General features: G+C 62.4%; 18 protein-coding genes. 14 read left to right on the top strand and 4 right to left on the bottom strand.

Annotated features, from left to right (window positions below; all coding sequences use genetic code 11):
- Positions 1–23 precede the first annotated feature (23 nt).
- The 3 genes from AUJ55_12390 (at position 24) to AUJ55_12380 (ending at position 3,145) form a co-directional block, all read left to right on the top strand.
- Entirely contained in the window at positions 24–770 is a 747-nt protein-coding gene (locus AUJ55_12390) for a hypothetical protein (GenBank protein OIO54096.1), read from the top strand.
- A gap of 35 nt (positions 771–805) precedes the next feature.
- Positions 806–2,224, top strand: a complete 1,419-nt coding sequence (locus AUJ55_12385) for an amidophosphoribosyltransferase (protein ID OIO54095.1) — start codon at positions 806–808, stop codon at positions 2,222–2,224.
- Positions 2,225–2,287: 63 nt separating this feature from the next.
- Complete coding sequence (locus tag AUJ55_12380; protein ID OIO54094.1) at positions 2,288–3,145, top strand: hypothetical protein; 858 nt, start codon at positions 2,288–2,290, stop codon at positions 3,143–3,145.
- A 16-nt stretch (positions 3,146–3,161) separates the two neighbouring features.
- Here the strand turns inward: AUJ55_12380 and AUJ55_12375 are convergent, their stop codons facing one another.
- A complete protein-coding gene (locus AUJ55_12375) occupies positions 3,162–3,929 on the bottom strand; it encodes a hypothetical protein (GenBank protein ID OIO54093.1) in 768 nt (255 codons plus the stop codon).
- Positions 3,930–4,091: 162 nt separating this feature from the next.
- On the opposite strand from AUJ55_12375, the gene AUJ55_12370 reads away from it, so the two are divergent.
- From AUJ55_12370 to AUJ55_12325, 10 genes are read left to right on the top strand one after another with little or no spacing between them, the layout of a single operon-like run.
- Positions 4,092–5,045 (top strand): 1-phosphofructokinase, encoded by a 954-nt coding sequence (locus AUJ55_12370; protein OIO54092.1) that lies wholly within the window; start codon positions 4,092–4,094, stop codon positions 5,043–5,045.
- Complete coding sequence (locus AUJ55_12365; protein ID OIO54091.1) at positions 5,042–5,638, top strand: septum formation protein Maf; 597 nt, start codon at positions 5,042–5,044, stop codon at positions 5,636–5,638. The genes AUJ55_12370 and AUJ55_12365 overlap by 4 nt, the downstream gene beginning before the upstream one ends.
- Positions 5,635–7,149 carry a ribonuclease E/G gene (locus AUJ55_12360; GenBank protein ID OIO54090.1) on the top strand — a complete coding sequence of 505 codons (1,515 nt, stop codon included), beginning with the start codon at positions 5,635–5,637 and terminating at the stop codon, positions 7,147–7,149. The genes AUJ55_12365 and AUJ55_12360 overlap by 4 nt, the downstream gene beginning before the upstream one ends.
- A gap of 31 nt (positions 7,150–7,180) precedes the next feature.
- Entirely contained in the window at positions 7,181–8,539 is a 1,359-nt protein-coding gene (locus AUJ55_12355) for a hypothetical protein (GenBank protein ID OIO54089.1), read from the top strand.
- Between the two features lie 24 nt (positions 8,540–8,563).
- Positions 8,564–9,628, top strand: a complete 1,065-nt coding sequence (locus AUJ55_12350; GenBank protein ID OIO54088.1) for a hypothetical protein — start codon at positions 8,564–8,566, stop codon at positions 9,626–9,628.
- Entirely contained in the window at positions 9,625–10,320 is a 696-nt protein-coding gene (locus AUJ55_12345) for a hypothetical protein (GenBank protein ID OIO54087.1), read from the top strand. The genes AUJ55_12350 and AUJ55_12345 overlap by 4 nt, the downstream gene beginning before the upstream one ends.
- Positions 10,317–10,994, top strand: a complete 678-nt coding sequence (locus AUJ55_12340; protein OIO54086.1) for a hypothetical protein — start codon at positions 10,317–10,319, stop codon at positions 10,992–10,994. Before AUJ55_12345 ends, AUJ55_12340 begins: the two co-directional genes overlap by 4 nt.
- Complete coding sequence (locus AUJ55_12335) at positions 10,991–12,067, top strand: hypothetical protein (GenBank protein ID OIO54085.1); 1,077 nt, start codon at positions 10,991–10,993, stop codon at positions 12,065–12,067. Before AUJ55_12340 ends, AUJ55_12335 begins: the two co-directional genes overlap by 4 nt.
- Positions 12,064–13,263: a hypothetical protein gene (locus tag AUJ55_12330; GenBank protein ID OIO54084.1), complete on the top strand. Its 1,200-nt coding sequence runs from the start codon at positions 12,064–12,066 to the stop codon at positions 13,261–13,263. Before AUJ55_12335 ends, AUJ55_12330 begins: the two co-directional genes overlap by 4 nt.
- Positions 13,264–13,299: 36 nt before the next feature.
- Complete coding sequence (locus AUJ55_12325) at positions 13,300–14,034, top strand: hypothetical protein (protein ID OIO54124.1); 735 nt, start codon at positions 13,300–13,302, stop codon at positions 14,032–14,034.
- Between the two features lie 275 nt (positions 14,035–14,309).
- On the opposite strand, the gene AUJ55_12320 is transcribed toward AUJ55_12325, so the two are convergent.
- Together AUJ55_12320 and AUJ55_12315 are read right to left on the bottom strand one after the other, a co-directional pair.
- Positions 14,310–15,248 (bottom strand): ornithine carbamoyltransferase, encoded by a 939-nt coding sequence (locus AUJ55_12320; GenBank protein ID OIO54083.1) that lies wholly within the window; start codon positions 15,246–15,248, stop codon positions 14,310–14,312.
- Between the two features lie 49 nt (positions 15,249–15,297).
- Positions 15,298–16,467: an aspartate aminotransferase family protein gene (locus AUJ55_12315; GenBank protein ID OIO54082.1), complete on the bottom strand. Its 1,170-nt coding sequence runs from the start codon at positions 16,465–16,467 to the stop codon at positions 15,298–15,300.
- 197 nt (positions 16,468–16,664) lie between these two features.
- Between AUJ55_12315 and AUJ55_12310 the strand changes: the two genes are divergently transcribed.
- A complete protein-coding gene (locus AUJ55_12310; GenBank protein ID OIO54081.1) occupies positions 16,665–17,522 on the top strand; it encodes a hypothetical protein in 858 nt (285 codons plus the stop codon).
- A gap of 82 nt (positions 17,523–17,604) precedes the next feature.
- Here AUJ55_12310 and AUJ55_12305 read toward each other — a convergent pair whose 3' ends face one another.
- The gene (locus AUJ55_12305; protein ID OIO54080.1) at positions 17,605–19,419 is read right to left on the bottom strand and encodes a hypothetical protein; all 1,815 of its coding nucleotides are present in this window, start codon (positions 19,417–19,419) and stop codon (positions 17,605–17,607) included.
- Positions 19,420–19,489 lie beyond the last annotated feature (70 nt).

The following is a 19,489-nucleotide window of genomic DNA, read 5'->3' as shown; positions in this document are numbered from 1 at the left end:
AATTTCAAGGAGTTCTACGGGATATGACCTGGTTCGATTACCTGGTGGTCGCCTTCGTCGGCACCCTTGTGGTGCGTGCCTCCATTCGTGGATTGATCAAAGAGGTGTTCTCTCTGGCTGGGCTGGTGTTGGGGGTGATCGTCGCGACCTCCTACAGCGAAAAGCTGGGGGAGATCCTCAACGCCGATTACCGCCAGATCGACCCCTTCGGCGGCCCCGCCGCCTACTTGTTGCTCTTCGTCGGCATCGGGCTGATCGCCTGGCTGCTGGCGATGGTGACCACCAAGGCGGTGCACGGGGTTGGGCTGTCGGTTCCCAATCGGATCGGTGGCGGGTTGTTTGGGGCGAGCAAGGGGATTTTGTTCATCTCGGTGGCGGTGTTGATCCTTGACGGCTTGGGACAAACCGAGGGGAGCTGGTACCAACACGCCGTAACCCGCCCCGTCGTTGAACCGGTGGTGGTGTTGCTGCGCGAGCGGGTTCCCCAGCAGTGGAGCGACCGTACCGCCCTGGGAACACAGGCCGAGCGGCTCAAAGAACGGGCTTTGGAGGCGGCCGAGGATGCGGCCGATTCGGGACGCGACATGGCGCAGCAGATCGGCAAACAGGGTGACCTGATGGGTGAAGATGCCGCCGGTTGGAAGAGCAAAGCCAGCCAATGGCTGGATCACTTCATGGAATCGCTGTTTGGCAAACAGGAGCAAGCCCCCCCCAAGGAGGAGGAGGAGAACGTCGATCCCATCGGCGATCTCATCGAGCAAAATCGTTAACCGCGTCCCGTTGGGATGAACGAAAGCACAAGACCATGAATGACGAACGATTTCACGACGAATGTGGGGTATTTGGTGTTCTCGGCCATCCCGAGGCTGCCAACCTGACCTACCTGGGGCTTTACGCCCTACAACACCGGGGTCAGGAGGCGGCGGGGATTGTCTCCTACGACGAGACCACCACCTACTCCAACCGAGCCCGTGGGCTGGTCAGCGACATCTTCAGCCAAGAGGTGCTCGATGGATTGAAGGGGGATCGGGCCATCGGTCACGTCCGCTATTCCACCGCCGGGGGGGGGGCGATCCGTAACATTCAACCCTTCGTCGTCGATTACCTGCGCGGGACGCTCTCCATCGCCCACAACGGCAACCTGACCAACGCCGAGGCGATCCGGCGCGAGCTGGAAGAGACCGGTTCGATCTTCCAGTCGACCATGGACACCGAGGTGATCGTTCATCTGCTGGCCCGCGACGCCGGAACCCAGAGCATCGACGACCGCATCGTGCACGCCCTGGGGCGCATTCAGGGGGCCTATTCGCTGGTGTTGATGAGCAACAACCGGATGTTCGGGGTGCGCGATCCCCACGGTTTCCGACCCTTGTCGTTGGGCAAACTCGGCGACGCCTGGGTGCTGTCGTCGGAGACCTGCGCCTTCGATCTAATCGACGCCGAGTTCGTCCGCGACGTCGAACCGGGGGAGATGGTCATCATCACCCGTGACGGGGTGACCAGCCGCCGTTTTGCCCCCCAAATTCCCCGCCGTTTGTGCATTTTCGAATACGTCTACTTCGCCCGTCCCGATTCGACCATCGACGGGGTCAACGTCTACATGGCCCGCAAAGAGGTGGGGCGGCGTTTGGCGTTGGAGCATCCGATTGAGGCCGATCTGGTGGTGCCGGTCCCCGATTCGGGGGTCGCTGCCGCCATTGGCTATGCCGAGCAGGCGGGGCTCCCCCTCGATTTGGGATTGATCCGCAACCACTACGTGGGGCGCACCTTCATCGAACCCAAACAATCGATCCGCAACTTCGGGGTTAAGATCAAGCTCAACGCCAACCCCGAGCTACTCAAGGGTAAGCGGGTGATTCTGGTCGACGACTCCATCGTGCGGGGGACCACCAGCAAGAAGATCGTGCGTATGGTGCGTGATGCCGGGGCCGCCGAGGTCCACATGCGCATCAGCTCTCCCCCCACCACCAACCCCTGTTTTTACGGCATCGATACCCCCAACCGCGAAGAGCTGCTGGCCGCCAACAACACCCTGGAGCAGATGCAGGCCTTCATCGAGGCCGACTCCCTGGGTTATATCTCGGTCAATGGGCTGCACGAGGCGGTGGGGCAGGATTCTGCCGGGTATTGCGATGCCTGCTTCACCGGCGATTATCCGGTTGGGGTCATCACCCCTATCGACAACGAGAAACGCCACCAACGGATGTTGTTCGAGTACCGCTGATTGCGGTTCGTGCCGGGGGCCAACGGGTCTTCCCTGTGCCCACACACCACCGGAGGGTTTGCGATGGATGACCGTTCCCAGGCGATTGCCGATCGCGTGGTTCGCTACGAAGCTGGAACCGAGATCCTCCGTGAGGGGGAGACCTCCGAGGATGTATTCGAGCTGATCGAAGGGCGGGTCGAGGTGGTGCGTCGCATGGCCTCGGGTGAGGTGGTGATCCTGGCGGAGTTGGGGCCGGGCGACGTCTTTGGCGAGATGGGGCTGATCGACCGTCGCCCCCGCTCGGCGACCATCCGGGCCATGACGGCGGTTGAGACGATTCGCCTGGATCGCGACGGTTTTCTGGCGGTGCTGGAGCGCGATCCCAAGGTGGTACTGCCGATCTTTTCGGCGTTGTTTCAGCGCATGCGTACCTTGAACAACCGCTTGATCGAGCTGGAGCTGGCCCTGGGGGCGGTGCACCGCCTTGAGATGGTGAAAGAGAGCGAAGGGGGACAGCCAGGAAGGGGTGCGCCGCCACCTCCTCCGCCGATTCCCAAGGGGGGGATCCTTCTTGAGGGGCTCACCGAACCGGCCCGGCATGTACTCGACGAGCGCCCGATGGTCGTCGATGTTTTTCCCTATCGGATCGGGCGACGCAAAAAAGAGCGCTCCCTGCTCGATTTCTTTGGGGGCAATGACTTGGAGCTGGCCGATGTTCCCCCCTACGACGTCTCCACCGGCCACTGCGCCCTTCTCAAAAAGGGGGGAACGATCCTTGTCGCCGACCGGGGGGCTCGCTTGGGGACGGTGATCGACGACGAGGTGATGGTCGGTTCTTCGGGTGTGCCCGAGGTCGAGCTTGCGCCGGGGGAGCACATCGTGCGCCTGGGCAGCAAGGATTCCCCCTATGTCTTTCGGGTAACGGTGCCGGGGCGCTGAGGGGCCGCTGGTTCCCTCATTGGGGTTGTTCCCGTTCCAAATCGAAGTCGATCCTCCGGTTCACCGGTCGAGTCAGCTCGGCGATCAATCCGGCGGGCAGTTGCAGCGCCAGCCCCTGTTGGGCCGCCGCCTGCTCCAGGCCGCTTTGCACCGTTTGCAGCGGCTGAGGAAAGCGGCGGTAGACATCGGGCCAGATGGTTCCCCCCTGCGGATTGAGGGTGAGCAGTCGGTAGTCGATGATCATCGCCACCGGATGGTTGAGTGCCACCTCGCGCGGTTCGGGGGGGGCGGCATCCAGGGTTTGCTCCACCGAGGCAAAATCGACCGGGGCGTTGTCCGCCATCAGGCGGCGGGCCAAATCGAGCACGTCGCGGTTTTCAAGACGCAGGCAACCGTGGCTGATCGCTTGCCCCACGCTCCAAGGATGGGGGGTGCCGTGCAGGTAGTAGTTTTTTGAAAAATGGATCTTCGCCTTGCCCATGGGGTTGCCGGGGCCGGGGGGTGTACGGCGCTGTTGGGCGGTGCCGACGATGGCGCCGTTGTACCAATTGGGATTGAAGATCACGCTGTGGATCTGGTAGTGGCCGGTGGGGGTGGGGTCGCTCGGTTTGCCGATACCCACCTCATAGTGGGCTACCTCTTGTCCCCCTTGGTAGAGCATCAAGGTGCGGGAGGGGAGGTTCAGGTAGAGCAGCAGTTCGGTTTTGGAGGCGGTTTCGGCCCAGGCGGCGCACCATCCCCCCCCAAGCCACACCGCCGCCAAGAGGATCGAGCAGCGTTTCATCGTGAGTATCCGTTCGTAGAGCATCTTCTGAAAACCAGACCAGATCCCTGGTGTTCCGGTCGATTTCCCCCATTCAATCGATCTCGGAGCCTAAGCAAGTCTGCGTTACCCCTTCGCGTTGGACAAGCGCACCCCCTGGCCCCACACGGTTTTCGGCAACCCATGATTATTACCGTCACCCCCAATCCCACCATCGACAAATACCTTCAGATCGACCGCCTGCAACCGGGTCATGCCCATCAGGTGCGCACGACGCACCGCGATCCGGGGGGCAAGGGGGTCAATGTTTCTCGGGTGCTGACCCGGCTTGGGGTGCAGACCCTGGCCACTGGGTTTGCCGGCGATTATCGGGGGGAGCTGCTCAAAATCTTTTTGAATCGGGAGGGGGTGGCCAACCACTTCGTCCCCATAAAAGAGGTCACCCGGCTCAACCTCTACGTTATGGAATCCGACGGCACCGAGACGGTTTTTAAGGAGCCCAGTCCCCACGTCGAGGCCGAACATTGGCTTCGACTGGTTTCGGTGCTCGATCACTACTTCGATCAGGCCCGCTTCGTGGTGGTGGCCGGAAGCCTTCCCGTCGGGGTGTCGAACCAGCAGCTGTTGGATTTGCTGGAGCATTTGCGTTTGCGCGGGGTGTCGGTGGTGCTCGATGCCCGGGGGGGTGAGCTCAAGGCGGGGGTGGGGGCCCGCCCCTTCTTAATCAAACCCAATCGCTTCGAGGCCGAGGAGTTGCTCGGTCATCCCATCGCCGACAACCGCGACGAACTGGCCCAGGCGGCTCAACGGTTGCGCACCCTGGGGCCCCAATCGGTGCTGCTCAGCGACGGCAAGGCGGGGGCGGTGCTCGCCAACGCGCAAGGGACCTGGTGGGCCACCCCACCCACCATCGAGGTCGCCTCGACCATTGGGGCGGGCGATTCGATGGTGGCCGGATTCCTCACCGCCCTGCTTGAAGGTGCCGACGGCACCCAAGCGCTGCGGCTCGCCACCGCTGCGGGGGCCGCCACCGCACGGGCCGCCGGTACCGAACTGGGGCAAGGGGCCGAAATCCGTGCCCTGCAAGAGCAGGTGGTGGTCGAGTCGATGCCGCAGATTTGGATTCCACCGGTATGACCCTGCTGCACCATCCCCCCCTGATCCTCGCCTCCGCCTCCCCTCGCCGCCGCGATCTGCTGCGCCAAGTCGGCTTCGAACCGCTCATTGAGCCCGCCGACGTGGTCGAGGTGCGCCAGCCGGGGGAGAGCCCCGAGGCGATGGTGCTGCGGCTGGCGCGCGACAAGGCCCATGCGGTGCGCCTCCAGCACCCCGAGGCGGTGGTGCTGGCCGCCGACACGGTGGTGGTGTTGGGAGACGAGGTGCTGGGCAAGCCGCGTCATGGGGACGACCACCACCGCATGCTGGTCGCCCTGTCGGGCCAGACCCATCGGGTGCTGACCGGGGTCGCCCTGGTGGGTCCCGATTGCGACGAGGCCTTCTTCCGCCAAACCGGTGTAACCTTCCGCCACCTTCTCGATTGGGAGATCGACCACTACGTCGCCTCCCATGAGGGGGACGACAAGGCGGGGGGGTATGCGATTCAGGGGATCGGCGCGGGGTTGGTGAGCCGGATCGAGGGTTCGTACAGCAACGTGGTGGGGCTGCCCCTGGCCGAGGTTTTGGAACATCTCTACCGCCTGGGGATTCGCCCCGACTGGAGCGGACTATGAATCGTGGGTTGGACGAACTGTTGGTCAACATCACCCCACAAGAGGTGCGGGTTGCCGGACTCGAAAACGGGGTGCTGCGCGAGCTGCTGGTGGAGCGTTTTCACGAGCGCTCGGTGGTGGGCAACATCTACCGAGGCAAAGTGGTGCGGGTGCTGCCGGGGATGCAGGCAGCCTTCGTCGACATCGGCCTACCCAAGGCCGCCTTTTTGTATGCCGGCGACGTCGACACCGGCCTCAAGGATTTCGTCAGCTACTTCGACCGCCAGGTGCATGGCAACGGCGAGGATGCCCCGGTCGAGATCGCGCGCCCCCCCATCGAAAGCCTGCTCAGCGAAGGACAAGAGATCTCCGTCCAGGTCACCAAGGCCCCTCTGGGGACCAAGGGGGCCAGAATCACCACCCACATCACCCTGCCGGGCCGCTTTTTGGTCTACATGCCGACCTTGGAACACATCGGGGTGTCGCGCCGCATCGAAAGCGAAGAGGAGCGGGGCCGTCTGACCGGATTAATCGAGGGGATGCGCCAAGAGGATGAAAAAGGGGGGTGGATCGTGCGCACCCTGGCCGACGGCGCCTCTGAAGCGGAGCTGGCCCGGGATCGGGCTTTTCTGCTGCGGCTCTGGAAGGATGTACATCCACGCCTGAACGACGCGGCGCCGTCGATGATTCACGAGGATCTCGATCTGCAGCTGCGGGCACTGCGCGACATCGTCGAGCCGGGGATCGAGCGCTTGCAGGTCGATTCCAAAGAATCCTACGACCGGCTGCGCACCTTCAGTCGCCGCTACATGCCCGAGTTTGCCACCAAGCTGCAACACTATGCGGGCGACCGTCCGATCTTCGATCTGCACGGAGTCGAAGAGGCGATCAAGCGGGCCTTGTCGCGTAAGGTGCCGCTCAAGTCGGGGGGGTATCTGGTCATCGACGAGACCGAGGCTCTGACCGCCATCGACATCAATACCGGCCGCTACGTGGGACGCACCTCGCTCGAAGAGACCGCCTTCAAAACCAACCTGGAGGCCTCGCAAGAGATCGTTAACCAGCTGCGGCTGCGCAACCTCGGCGGCATCATCGTCATCGACTTCATCGACATGCAGGACGAGGGCAATCGGGAGCGGCTGGTCGAAAACTTCCGCGAGGCGCTGCGGGCCGACCGGGCTCGGACCAATATCTTGAACATCAGCAAGCTCGGGCTGATCGAGATGACCCGCAAGCGGACCCGCCGCTCGTTGACCGGAACCTTGTGCGAGCCCTGCCCCGCCTGTTCGGGACGGGGGATGATCAAAACCCTGGAGACGGTTGCATTTGAAATTCTGCGCGACGTGCTGCGCACCAGCCGGCAGTTTTCGGCCGAAAAGCTTATGGTGGTTGCCAACCCCGAGGTGATCGACTACCTCGAATCGGAGTGCCGCGAATCGATGGCGGGGCTCGAATCGTTCATGGATAAACCGATTCTGCTGCGTGAGGATGTCTCCATGCTGCGAGAAGAATTCGACGTCGTTTTAGTATGAGGCGGTTTTCCCTCAAGACCCGAGAGGTTGCATGAGCCCCAACGCCAAAATCTTCGTGCTCGACACCAACGTTTTGATCCACGACCCCAACGCCATCGCCTGTTTTGGGGCCCACGAGGTGATCCTCTCCATCGTGGTGCTCGAAGAGCTCGACCGGCACAAACGGGGGGTCGACGAGGTGGCGCGCAACGCCCGGACCGCCACCCGGATGCTCGATCAGCTGCTCGACACCCCCGACAAGGTGCGCGACGGTGCCCCGTTGCCCGACGGCGGTATTTTGCGGGTGCTGCTCCCCCAGTCCGACGGGATCGAGGGGCTGGAGCGCCTGGGCAGCAGCAACGACAACGCGATTTTAGAGCTCACCGTTCAGCTCATGCGCCGCCATGCCCCCCGCCCCGTCATTCTGGTCAGCAAAGACATCAACCTGCGCCTCAAGGCCCGCGCCTTTGGCATTCAGGCCGAGGATTACCGCACCGACCGGGTGGTCGACGAGGACCAGCAGCTCTACGCCGGTTGGCGCGCCATGCCCGAGGGGATCTGGGAGGCGCTGGGCGACACCCTTCAAGCCGATGTTCACCAGGGCCACCCTCGGTATCGTTTCCCCTGGCCCGCCGATCTGCCCCCCCCCCATTTTCAAGAGTTTCTGATCTTCCCCGGTCAGGCGGGGGGGAGCGAGTTCGTCGGTCGGATCACCGCCATCGACGTGGCGGGGGTCGAGATTCTGGGGATCACCGACTACGCCGGCGGGGGCGCCTCGGTCTGGGGGATCGAGGCCCGCAATCGGGAGCAGAACATGCTGGTGAATCTGCTGATGGATCCCGACATCGATCTGGTCAGCATTTTGGGGTTGGCCGGTTCGGGCAAAACCTTGCTCACTCTGGCCGCCGCACTTGAATGGACGCTCGAAAAAGAGGTGTTCGACGGCATCGTCGTCACCCGCGCCACCGTGCCCTTGGGGCAGGAGCTCGGCTTCTTGCCCGGCGATGAAGAGGAAAAAATGCGCCCCTGGATGGGGGCGGTGGAGGACAACCTGGCGCTACTGGCCGGATTCGAAGAGACCAGCGAGGCGATCCTGCGCTCCCGCATTCAGATCAAGTCGATGTCGTTCATGCGCGGGCGCACATTCACCCGGCGCATCGTCATCGTCGACGAGGCGCAAAACCTGACCCCCAACCAGATGAAGAGTCTGATTACCCGGGTTGGGCAAGAGAGCCGCATGATCGTGCTGGGCAACACCGGCCAGATCGACACCCCCTATTTGAGCGCCCTGACCTCGGGGTTGGCCTACGTGGTGGAGCGTTTTAAAGATTGGCCCCACGCCGGCCACGTCACTCTGGTGGCGGGGGTCCGCTCCCGACTGGCGGCCTTTGCCAGCGAGGCGCTGGGTTGACCCGTTCGTGACCAGGGGATCGCGATGACGCGCCACGCCTCCCTGTTGTTGAAAATGGCGCTGGCGCTGGCGGTGGGGGTTGCCGGGGGCTCGGTGGGTCTTTCGTATTGGATGATGCCGGCCCCCGCAGCGGTGGTGGTTCCCGAGCGGCAACCCCACCCCTTGACTGCCCTGTTCGATTTGGATCCTCCTCTGGTGCTGGTTCAGCCCGCGTCGAGTCAGGGGCTCGAAAACCTCTTTCGCCGCGATCCCGAAGGGTTGCATCTGCTCCCCCCCGATCAGAGTTTGCTGCCGGTTTCGGTGGTGCGATTTCCCAGCGATTTGGCCGAGCTTCCCAACGAGCTGCGCAAGGCGGTGTTCATCCGCACCCTGCTGCCGTTGGTCGTGCGCGAAAACGAGCGCATCGAGACGGCGCGGGGGTGGCTGCTCGATTTGCAATCCCGCTTAAGGCGGGGGCTGGGGACGGACGAGGGGGACCAAGCGGTGGTGGCGATGTTGGCCGACGAGGTGTTGCCGGAAGGGGCGTCACAGAGGGGCATCCTGGCGGTGCAGGTCGACGCACTGCTGGCCCATCTGGGACCGATTCCCCCCTCGCTGGTGCTGGCTCAAGCGGCGTTGGAATCGGGATGGGGGACCTCCCGTTTTGCCCAACAGGCCAACAATCTTTTCGGGGTTTGGGTCAAGGCGGGCTACGGTTTAACCCCGCTGGAGCGGGTCGAGGGGGCAACCCACGAGGTCGCCTATTATCCCTCGCTGGCCGCCTCGGTCGCCTCGTACATGCGCAACCTCAACCGCCACCCCAGTTACGAGCCGCTGCGCCGGTTGCGACGCGACATCGAGGCTCAGGGGCGCCTTCCCAAAGGGGTGGAGCTGGCCCAGGGGCTGGAGCACTACTCGGCTCGGGGGCCGCAATACATCGACGAGATCGAGTCGATCATCGTTAGGAATCGGCTCGACCGTCTCTATCAACAGCCGCTGCGTTGGCGCGCCCCTGAAGAGGTTCGGGCCAACACCGTGCAAGTCGACGGCCAAAAAGCGCGTTGGGGCTGGTGGGATCGCCTGCTCGCCGCCGTAGGAGGATCACCGTGATCGTCACCATCCACCAACCCAACTTTCTGCCCTGGCTCGGCTTTTTCGCCAAGATCGCCCAGGCGGACGCCATGGTGTTGCTCGATACGGTGCAGTATCACAAGAACGAGTGGCAGAACCGCAATCGGATCAAGGGGCCCCAAGGGGCGATCTGGGTGACGGTGCCGGTCGGTTACCGCTTCCCCATGCGGATCGACGAGGTGCCGGTCGCCAACGCTGGTTGGGGGGGTAAGGCGGTACGGACCCTGGAGCAGGCCTACGCCAAGGCCCCCTTCTGCGACGAGGTTCTTGAGGGGCTTGCCCCCTTGTTGCTGCGCGGCGATACCCTGCTCGCCCCCCTTGCGGTTGACATCGTGGCCTGGGCAATGGAACGGTTGGGGATCCAAACCCCGCTGCATGTCGCCAGCCGTATGGGTGCAGTGAGCGAGGATCCGACCCAGCGGCTGATCGACCTGACCCGCGCCCTGGGGGGAACCACCTACCTGTCGGGGCCGCAGGGGCGCGATTACCTTGAACCGGCGGCCTTTGACGCGGCGGGGGTGGGGCTCGATTTCTTCAACTACCGCCACCCCGAATATGCGCAATTACACGGGGACTTCGTTCCCTACCTGTCGGTGGTCGATTTGATGATGAACTGTGGACCCTCCAGCCTGGAGATCTTGCTGTCGGGATGCGACAAGGAGCAGGTATGAACCATTTCGAGGCGGTGCGGGCGCTGGTGGTGGCGGCCCATCCCGACGACATCGAGATCGGCTGCGGCGGCACCCTGGCGGCGCTGGTGCGCAGCGGCGCCGCAGTGCGACTGCTGCTGGCCACCGCCGGGGAGCGGGGGGGCTCAGGGCAGGAGCGCAGCGACGAGCAGCGGGCCTCGGCGGCGATTCTGGGGGTCGAGCAGGTCGAGTTTCTCGGTTACCCCGACGCCGAGCTGCCGTTAAGTCCCGACCTCATCTGGAAGGTCGAGGCGCAGATCAAAACCTTTGCCCCCTCCCTCATCTTCACCCACCACCCTGAAGATACCCACCAGGACCACCGCACCCTGAGTCAGGCTGTGGTTTCGGCCTCCCGGTATGCCCATTCGGTCCTCTTTTTCGAGGGGCCGACCTCCATCGACTTTCATCCCCACCTGTTTTCCGACATCAGCGACACCTTTGAGCTCAAGATTGCAGCCCTCAAGGCCCACGCCAGCCAGGTGTACAAAAGCGGGGTGCAGGGGCTCGATATCGTGCAAATCGCCCACGCCAATGCCCATTTTCGGGGCGTGCAGGCCAGGGTGGCGGCCGCCGAGGGGTTCGAGGCGCTGCGGATGCTCTTGCCGGTGGGGTTGGGGGGGCATTGGCAGGTTCGCCCCAACGGGTGCCAAGCGTGAGCGCGGCCCTACTCGATTGGGTGCCCCACAGCCGCCCCTGGTTTGGCCATGAAGAGGAGCAGGCGGTGGCGGCGGCGGTTGCATCTCTGCAGGTGGCGGCGGGACCCAAGGTGACGCAATTTGAGGGATTGGTGGCGCAGGGGCTGGGCAGGCGTTTCGGGGTGGCGGCCAGTTCGGGATCCAACGCCCTAACCGCATTGCTGCTGGGGCTGGGGGTCGGTCCGGGCGACGAGGTGGTGATCCCCGCCTACGTCTGCACCTCGCTGCATCACGCGGTCACCCTGACCGGAGCGACCCCGGTCGAGGCCGACGCCGCATCGGATACCCCCCAGCTCGACCTTGGGGCAGCGAGCGCCGTGCTGAACGAAAACACACGCGCCGTGGTTCTGCCCCACCTCTTTGGTCTGGCAGTCGATTGGACCCCTTGGGCATCGCTGAATGGGCGGGTGGGGGTGATCGAGGATGTGGCTCAGGCCATCGGCGGCCGCTTCTTCGACGGTGCTCCCCTGGGGGGGCGGGGGCGGTTTGCGGTTGCCTCTTTCTATGCCACCAAGGTGATGGCCAGCGGCCACGGCGGGATGATTCTGGGGGACGACGAAGGGGTTCTGAACCGAGCTCGATCTTTGATTCATAACGACCGTGCGCCCATGGATCGCACCCATCTATCGGCGCGGATGAACGACCTTGAAGCGGCGCTGGGTTTAATTCAGTGGGGACGGCTGCCCGATTTTGTGGCGCGGCGCCGTGCCATCGCCGCCCGTTTCGACGCCATAAAATTTAACAGCCGCCTGATCCCGCTCCCTCGTGGCGCGGGGGATCTGCCATTTCGCTACGTGGTACAGGCCGAACATCGGGCCGCCGCCGACGATTTGATCGCCTTTCTGGCGACCCAGAAGGTGGCAGCCGCCCGTCCGGTAGAACGGGGACACGAGATCGACGCCGCCTGGGCCGCCCGTTTTCCCAACGCGGCCCGTTGGTGGGCGACCTTGGTTTCGATCCCTTGCTTTCCCGCCCTGGACGACGAGGAGCAGCGTCGGGTGATCCTGGCGGTGCAGCGTTGGTGCCGCCGATGAGGGTCGAGTTCGGACAAACCTTCCCCCTGTCCAAGTGGTGTTATGGGGTTTTGCTCGCGTTGGGGGTGGTGCTGTTCGGCGCCGGTCCCCTGGCCAAGGGGTTGGGAATCCCCGGCTGGATCCTGGTCCCCCTCTACGCCCTCGCCCTGACCTTTTTGCTCATGCCGGGGATGATCGCCCTGGCGCTCGGCAGCGGCGCCATCGATCACCCGGGGGAGCGGCGCATCCACGAAACCCCCATTCCCCGTCTGGGGGGGATCGCCATCATCGCCGGAACCTTCGGCAGCCTGCTGTTCAACTTCGATTTCACCGACCCCTTCAAGGGGGTGGTGCTCGCGGCCGGGTTGGTGGCGGCGGTGTCGGTCCTCGACGATCTGCACTCTCTGTCGGCCGGTTTGCGATTAGGGGTTCAGGTTGGGGCTAGTATGATTCTGGTCCATTACGGGGTGCGGCTGGAGTTTATGGGGGGTGGCCCCGTCGGTTGGTGGATCGAGGCGGTGGTGACCATCCTTTGGGTGATCGGGGCGGCCAACGCCTTTAACTTCCTCGACGGCATGAACGGCCTGGCGGGGGGGTTGGGGGTGATCGCCTCGGGGTTGCTTGCCCTGGTTGCCTACCAGGGGGGGCAGAGCGACATGGTGCTGCTGGCCACCGCCCTGCTGGGGGCCTGCTTGGGATTCCTGCCCTACAACGCCCGCTATGACAAACCGGCTCTGACCTTCATGGGGGATGGCGGCTCGATTTTCATTGGCTACATGCTCGCCGCCCTGTGCGTGATGGGCGATTGGGCCGAAGGGGACCGCCTGCGCGCCTATCTGCCCCCTCTGCTGATTCTGGCGCTGCCTCTGTTTGACATCCTCTACACCACCGTTTCGCGCATTCACCGCAATTTGATCCACAACTTCCACGAATGGATCGCCTACACCGGCCAGGACCATCTGCACCATCGGGTCAACGCCCTGGGTTTCTCCCGGCTGGCGACGGTGGGGATCATCTGGCTGATGGCACTGGCCTTGGGACTTGGAGCTCTGCTGGCCAAGTCGGCCAGCCATGCGGCGCTGTATTTGATCCTGATCCAGAGCGGACTGATGTTGATTTTGATCGTTTTGTTGATGCGACGCGGCGCCTACCTGCAAAAAGAGCTGCGACTGACCCGCGAGCATAACCATAACCACCACGACGAAGACGAGGCTTGAGACGTGACCACCACCACCTTCGACCCCCAATGGCACATCCCCGGTCCCGACGAGCGTCTGGAGGGGGGTGCGTTTGTTGTGACCGGCGCCTCGCGCGGCATCGGTCGGGCGATTGCGCTGGATCTGGCACGCCGGGGCGCTTCGGTGGTGTTGGTCGCGAAGAAACGGGCGGGCCTCGAAGCGGTGCTCGACATCATCGAGGGGTTCGGCGGTCAGGCGGTGGCGGTCGATGTCGACCTGGGCGATCACGAAAAGCTGGTGGCGGTCGCCGATGCCATCGGCCAGCTTCACCCACAGATTAACGGTTTGGTGAATGCCGCGGCGGCGCTCGGGCCGATGACGGCGCTTGAATGGACCGATTTGGCGAACTGGCGGCGGGTGATCGATGTGAACCTCACCGGCACCTTTGCCATGACCCGGGTATTGATGCCGTTGCTGAGAAAGGCCCCTTGGGCCAGCATCGTGAACCTCAGCGCCGCTCAGGGACGGCAGGGGCGGGCATGGTGGGGGGCCTATTCGGCGGCGAAATTCGGGGTCGAGTCGCTGACCCAGACTTGGGCGCAGGAGCTTGAAAAAACCGAGGTGCGGATCAACGCGGTCGATCCGGGACCGACCCAAACCGACATGCGGCAGCGGGCCTACCCCGGCGAGATGCCCGACCGCAATCCGCCCCCTGAGCAGATTTTGCCAATCTTCCGATTTTTGCTTTCCCCCGCTTCGCGTGGGGTAACGGGGCGCGCACTCAATGCCCGGGATTTCATGCCCGAGTAGGGCAGGGAAGGGGCAGCACAAAAAAGGGCGCCGAAGGGCGCCCTTTTTTGTGCTCGTTCAACGAGGAACAACTTAGGGAAACGCTGATTAAGGGCATCCTGCCTTGAATCGGCACGCTGCGCCAAAACCAAAAGTAGGCGCCTTGAGGCGGCGCCGTTTTGGCTTCGCTTGCAAAATCAGCAGCGCTTCGGCGACGGGGTCGCCTCCTACGACTGCGCGCCATTTTGGGGGCCCATCCCTGGGCTGCTCGGAAGCGCCATTAAATCAGCGCTTCCTTAGCGGTTACCCCCCATCAGATCTTCCAACACCGCCTTTTGCACATGCAGCCGGTTTTCGGCCTCGTCCCACACCAGCGATTGCGGCCCGTCGATCACCGCCGCCGCCACTTCGTCGCCCCGGTAGGCGGGCAGGCAGTGCAGAAACACCGCGTCGCTACCGGCATGCTCCATGACCTCTTCGTCAACCTGATAGAGCTCGAAAATCTTGGCCCGCTCCTCCTCTTCGTCCTCTTGTCCCATCGAGGCCCAAACGTCGGTGGTCACCGCGTGGGCTCCCGCCACCGCCTCCAGAGGGTCACGCGTCAGCAAAATCGAGGGATTGCGCTCCTGCCCCCAGGCCATGACCTCCGCTTGGGGTTCAAACCCCTCGGGGGTAGCCAGCCGTAGGGTGAAGCCGAGGTGGGCGGCGGCGAAGATCCAGGAGTGGGCCATGTTGTTGCCGTCGCCGACCCAGCTGACCACCAAATCGTCGATGTGGCCGAACCGCTCTTTGAGGGTCATCAAGTCGGCCAGGATTTGGCAAGGGTGGGCAAAATCGGTCAGGCCATTAATCACCGGCACCGAGGAGTAGGCGGCCATCCGTTCCACCGTCTCTTGTTCGAAGGTGCGGATCATGATGCCGTCGACCATGCGGCACAGGACTCGGGCGGTGTCCTCAATCGGTTCGCCTCGCCCCAGCTGGGTATCCTTGGGCGAAAGGAACAGGGCGTGGCCCCCCAGCTGATGCATCCCCGCCTCAAAGGAGACCCGGGTCCGGGTTGAGGCCTTCTCGAAGATCATCGCCAGAGTCTTGCCGACCAGGGGGCGGTGTTCGATCCCCTCAAGGCGCATCTTCTTCAGTTCGATGCCACGATCAATCCAGCGGAAAACCTGCTCCTTGGGGTGATCAGCTACGGTGAGGAGATGTTTCGTCCGGTCGAAATCGGGATACGGCATTGTATTACGTTCCATGGGAAAACCTTGGGTACGGCAGAGGGGTGTCGCCTCAAAAAAGGTCGGAAAGAACTTGATCGAGGATGGCGAGCCCTTCGGCCATTTCGGCGTCGCTCAGGGTGAGCGGCGGCAGGATGCGCACGACGTTACCGGCGGCGCAGTTGAGCAAAAGACCTCGATTGAGGCACAGCGAGACCACTTCGGCGCAGGAGACCTCCAGGACCAAGCCCTGGATGAAACCGGCGCCGCGGACCTCTTTAATCACGGCATGGCGGGTTTGCATCGACTTCAGGGTTTGGCGCAGCGCCTCCCCCTGTCGTTGCACCTGATCCATAAAGCCGGGGGCGGTCATGACCTCAAGCACCGCCTTGGCCCCCGCCATCGCCAAGGGATTGCCCCCGAAGGTAGAGGCATGAGTACCAGGGGTGAGGGCGCGGGCAACGGGGTCGCGGGCCAGCATCGCCCCGACCGGAACCCCGTTGGCCAGCGCCTTGGCCAGGGTCATGATGTCGGGCTCCACCTGGTACAGGTGGTGGGCAAACATCCGCCCGGTCCGCCCCATGCCGACTTGGACCTCATCGAAAATCAACAAAATGCCGTGTTGGTCGCACAGGGCCCGCAGCCCCTTGAGGAACTCAGGCGTGGCAGGAACCACGCCTCCTTCCCCCTGGATCGGCTCAACCATGATGGCGGCGGTCTTGGGGGTAATCAGCGCCTCGACCGAGGACAGATCGTTGAACTTGGCGTACGAGAAACCGGGAATGAGGGGGCCAAACCCCTCTTGGTATTTTGGCTGAGCGGTGGCGGTGACGGTGGCCAGGGTGCGTCCGTGGAAGGAGCCGACGAAGGTGATGAAATCGCTGCGTCCGGTCCCCTCAAGGGCGTGCCATTTGCGGGCGATCTTCAGTGCCGCTTCGTTGGCCTCGGCTCCTGAGTTGGCGAAAAACACCCGACTGGCGAAGCTGTTGGCACAGAGCAGCTCGGCGACCTCTTCCTGAACCGGAATCTGGAACAAGTTGGAACAATGCAGCAACTTGCCCGCTTGTTCCCGCAGCGCCTCGGTGACCGCCGGATGGGCATGCCCCAGATTGGTTACCGCCAGCCCCGATAAAAAGTCGAGGTAGGACTTGCCTTGGGTATCGACGACACGCGACCCCGTGCCGTGCGACAGGGCAATCGGCATCCGGGAGTAGGTGGTCATGACGTGGGGCATTAAGTCCATGATTCGGTCCTGCAAAGGTTGAAGGGGCCTGGAAAAAAAGGCCGTATTTCTACGCGATAACCCGATCCGAGGCAATCTTATGCCGCTTGCTGGAGCAGGTTTAGGAACTATATTTGGCACTTCCGCTCTTTGAGTGCCAGCGTTATCGGGGGAGCGGTCCCTGTAAGGTCGTTCCAAAACAGTTCAAGGAGCAATTGATGCGAGCTTTATTGGCCCATGATGCCGGTTTGGCCCAGTACATCCGAGAGGTCCACACCTACCCGATGCTCTCGGCGCAGCAGGAGCACGACCTAGCTCTACGCTGGATCGACCAAGGGGAGGTTGAAGCGGCCCACGCCCTGGTGACCAGCCATCTGCGTCTGGTGGTTAAGGTGGCGCTGAAATACAAGGGGTACGGCCTGAAGCTGGCCGATCTGGTACAAGAGGGCAACATCGGTTTGATGCGGGCGGTGGCGAAGTTTTCCCCCGACAAGGGTGTGAGGCTGGCCACCTACGCCATGTGGTGGATCCGGGCCAACATTCAGGAATACGTGCTCAAATCGTGGTCGCTGGTGAAGATCGGTACCAGTCGTTTGCAGCGCGGCCTCTTCATCGCTCTACGTAAGGCGCGGCGGCGGATCTCCGAACTCGATTACGACACCGCCGCTCAGATTGCCCAAGAGCACAAGATCGGCGTCGACGAGGTTTTGACCTTCGACGGCCGGGTTCACGGGGGCGATTACAGCCTTGATGCCCCGCTGACCCAAGATGGATCAGCGAGCTGGCTCGATACGGTTGAGGATGAAGGTCCAGGCCCCGAAGTCCAGGTCATGGCGACCCTCGACGGTGCCCGTTTTCGCCAGTGGGGCGCGCAGGCTCTGACCGTTCTGCCCGAGCGTGAGCGGTTGGTGATTGAGGCAAGGGTGCTCAGCGACGATCCGCGCAGTTTGGCCGATTTGGCCGAGGAACTCGGGGTTTCGCGCGAGCGAGTGCGGCAGATCGAGGTCCAGGGGCTCAAGCGTATGCGGCGCTATTTAGAGGCGGAGGTACCAGCGGCGGTCGAGGTTTTGGGCTGAGTCGAACCATTTTACAGACACAAAAAAGACACAAAAAAGGCTGGGGATTCCCGGCCTTTTTTGTGTTCTTTGCCATCGTGGTTTAGAAGCCGAGTAGAACCTTTGCCGCCACCGCCATGTTGTACATCAGGGTCGACCAAGGTAGGGCCTGGGAAACAAAGGATTCTTCCTGGAGGAGTTGAGGAACGAGAACAGTATCGCCCGGCGCCAAGGAATAACCCTCGATGCCGAAAAAGCGACTATGAGCCGAAATCACCGAGCCGTTGGCCTTAATCACATAAATACCATCGGTATTGGCCTGTTCGGTGTTGCCGCCGGCCAGTGCAAGATAATCGCCGACATCGAGGTCTTCGTCCCACATAAAGGCGGTGGGGTTGTAGACCTCGCCGAGCACGGCAACCTGAGCCGGTTTACTTGGGACAAACAGGGTATCGCCATCCTCCATGGGCAAATCCCGAACACTTCCCTCCACGGTGCCGTCCTGGTGCAACTGCAGAACAATCCGTCCCAGCATGGGGGTCGATTTGAGTCGTTCGATCAGCATCTTGGCGGTGGCCATCCTGCTGTCGAGCACACTGGCGTCATTTCCTGCAACGCTGCTGGCCTGGGTTTGCTGCAGATCGGCGGCAATTATCGATTCCTGTAGCCGAATCAGTTCCTGTTTGCGCGATTCTTCGCTGGCTTTGACCGCTTGGCGGCTGAAGATGGCGCCCGGCAGGTAAGCGGCGTCGGTAAACCCACCTGCACGTTCAACAAGGTGGGCGAGGGTTTCGTTGTCATCCAGTCGGTAGGTTCCAGGGAAGACAATCTCGCCACGCAGAGTGACCGTCCGATCCTCCTTCCAGTCGGGGATGGGACGGACGACAACATAATCGCGGGCCTGAAGCAGGGGGTTGGCACTTTCGTCCCCCTTGATGACCAATTCAAGATCGATATTACGGCGTTCGTGTTTCATTTCGGTGCCATCGAACCAAGTACGTCCCAGTTCCACCGATTTGAGGTAGGAGGATCGTTTGAGGCCCGCAGCATAGACAAGATCGAGCAACCGCATCCCTTTCATAAGGGTGAAGTTGCCGGGGTTGAGTACCTCGCCCTGAATACCGACCGAAGCTTCGGGCTCGAAATGGGCACGGTTGTAGATTTTCACGTCGTCTTGAGGTTGGAGGGGGGGATTCGGCCCTTTTCCCGCCAATAGATCAGCCAAACGTGGAATGCTCAAAAGACTACGTGCTTCGAGACTGCCTGGGGGGTTCAAACGGCTGATTTCCAACCGTCCCATGTACGTGTCATTGGTGGGGCCGCCGGCAAATTGGACCAAATCGAAAAGGGTCATCCCCTCTTTAAAGTTAACCTCCCCGGGATTACGAACCTCTCCCGAAATTCGGACAACTTGGGCAGGCCGGAAATGATTCACATTGAATAATGTGACGATGTCTTGAGGTTCTAAGGGCGGGGAGGGGCGCGTTCCCTCCAAGATGGGTTGGATGTCGGAAAGGACAATCAGGCGGCGAGTGTTTTCACTTCCTTTGGGATTGAGTCGGCTGATTTCCAACCGTCCCATGTACGTGTCGTTGGTCGGTCCCCCGGCGTGTTGGATTAAATCGAAAAGGGTCAGCCCCTCTTTAAAGTCAACCTCTCCGGGATTACGAACCTCTCCTACAATGCTAGCAATCTGATCAGGACGGAAGCGTTTTACACTGAACACGGTGACGATGTCCTGGGGCTCCAAGCGCGGGGAGGGGCGCGTTCCCTCCAAGATGGGTTGGATGTCGGAAAGGACAATCAGGCGGCGAGTGTTTTCACTTCCTTTGGGGTTGAGTCGGCTGATTTCCAACCGTCCCATATAAGTGTCGTTGGTCGGCCCCCCGGCGTGTTGGATTAAATCGAAAAGGGTCATCCCCTCTTTAAAGTCAACCTCTCCGGGATTACGAACCTCTCCTACAATGCTAGCAATCTGATCAGGACGG

This window comes from Proteobacteria bacterium CG1_02_64_396 (genome assembly GCA_001872725.1).
Lineage (GTDB): Bacteria > Pseudomonadota > MNWR01 > CG1-02-64-396 > CG1-02-64-396 > CG1-02-64-396.
The sequence above is the reverse complement of the archived record's forward strand: the minus strand, read 5'-3'. Positions and strand labels throughout refer to the sequence as shown.

Coding starts and splice junctions, on each gene's coding strand:
- AUJ55_12390 (OIO54096.1), top strand. CDS start 24: ATGACCTGGTTCGATTACCTGGTGGTCGCCTTCGTCGGCACCCTTGTG.
- AUJ55_12385 (OIO54095.1), top strand. CDS start 806: ATGAATGACGAACGATTTCACGACGAATGTGGGGTATTTGGTGTTCTC.
- AUJ55_12380 (OIO54094.1), top strand. CDS start 2,288: ATGGATGACCGTTCCCAGGCGATTGCCGATCGCGTGGTTCGCTACGAA.
- AUJ55_12375 (OIO54093.1), bottom strand. CDS start 3,929: ATGAAACGCTGCTCGATCCTCTTGGCGGCGGTGTGGCTTGGGGGGGGA.
- AUJ55_12370 (OIO54092.1), top strand. CDS start 4,092: ATGATTATTACCGTCACCCCCAATCCCACCATCGACAAATACCTTCAG.
- AUJ55_12365 (OIO54091.1), top strand. CDS start 5,042: ATGACCCTGCTGCACCATCCCCCCCTGATCCTCGCCTCCGCCTCCCCT.
- AUJ55_12360 (OIO54090.1), top strand. CDS start 5,635: ATGAATCGTGGGTTGGACGAACTGTTGGTCAACATCACCCCACAAGAG.
- AUJ55_12355 (OIO54089.1), top strand. CDS start 7,181: ATGAGCCCCAACGCCAAAATCTTCGTGCTCGACACCAACGTTTTGATC.
- AUJ55_12350 (OIO54088.1), top strand. CDS start 8,564: ATGACGCGCCACGCCTCCCTGTTGTTGAAAATGGCGCTGGCGCTGGCG.
- AUJ55_12340 (OIO54086.1), top strand. CDS start 10,317: ATGAACCATTTCGAGGCGGTGCGGGCGCTGGTGGTGGCGGCCCATCCC.
- AUJ55_12330 (OIO54084.1), top strand. CDS start 12,064: ATGAGGGTCGAGTTCGGACAAACCTTCCCCCTGTCCAAGTGGTGTTAT.
- AUJ55_12320 (OIO54083.1), bottom strand. CDS start 15,248: ATGCCGTATCCCGATTTCGACCGGACGAAACATCTCCTCACCGTAGCT.
- AUJ55_12315 (OIO54082.1), bottom strand. CDS start 16,467: ATGGACTTAATGCCCCACGTCATGACCACCTACTCCCGGATGCCGATT.
- AUJ55_12310 (OIO54081.1), top strand. CDS start 16,665: ATGCGAGCTTTATTGGCCCATGATGCCGGTTTGGCCCAGTACATCCGA.
- AUJ55_12305 (OIO54080.1), bottom strand. CDS start 19,419: ATGACCCTTTTCGATTTAATCCAACACGCCGGGGGGCCGACCAACGAC.